Below are 696 nucleotides of genomic sequence, written 5' to 3' on the forward strand. Positions count from 1 at the left end.
GGTAGCCGCCACGATCGCTGCCACCGCTGGAGCGGCGGTCGTCCGAGCGGTAGCCGCCACGATCGCTGCCACCGCTGGAGCGGCGGTCGTCCGAGCGGTAGCCGCCACGGTCGCTGCTGCCACCGCTGGAGCGGCGGTCGTCCGAGCGGTAGCCGCCACGGTCGCTGCTGCCACCGCTGGAGCGGCGGTCGTCCGACCGGTTGCCGCCACGATCGCTGCCACCGCTGGAGCGGCGGTCGTCCGACCGGTTGCCGCCACGATCGCTGCCACCGCTGGAGCGGCGGTCATCCGAGCGGTAGCCGCCGCGATCGTCCCGGCGTGGGCCCGACGAACCGGGCCCACCAGACCTCGGAGCGCCTGAGCTTCGGCCGGCACCGCCACTGCGCGCGGGACCTCGCTGGCCACCGTCACGGTCGCGTCGGTCGCCTCGGCTGTCGTTGCCGTCCTGGTCACTCATGTTCTGCATCCTTCCGCGCCGACCGCGGTCAGCGCCACCTCTGGCGTCGTCGAGCATAAAAAGAAAGAGCGCCCCAGTCGGATCAATGAAGTTCCGTCTGGGGCGCTCTGACAAAGTGTGTCCGGCTGCGTCCTACTCTCCCACACCGTCACCAGTGCAGTACCATCGGCGCTGAAGGGCTTAGCTTCCGGGTTCGGAATGGAGCCGGGCGTTTCCCCTTCGCTATGACAGCCGAAACT

1 rRNA gene and 1 pseudogene are annotated in these 696 nt (G+C 70.0%); both read right to left on the reverse strand.

Annotation, left to right across the window (positions count from 1 at the left end):
• Positions 1-457, reverse strand: a pseudogene (locus ABD831_RS22205) (DEAD/DEAH box helicase); the annotation flags it as partial.
• Between the two features lie 119 nt (positions 458-576).
• Positions 577-693: ribosomal RNA gene (gene rrf / locus ABD831_RS22210) — 5S ribosomal RNA — on the reverse strand.
• Positions 694-696: the final 3 nt, after the last annotated feature.

This window comes from Terrabacter ginsenosidimutans (assembly GCF_039539425.1).
Taxonomy (GTDB): domain Bacteria; phylum Actinomycetota; class Actinomycetes; order Actinomycetales; family Dermatophilaceae; genus Terrabacter; species Terrabacter ginsenosidimutans.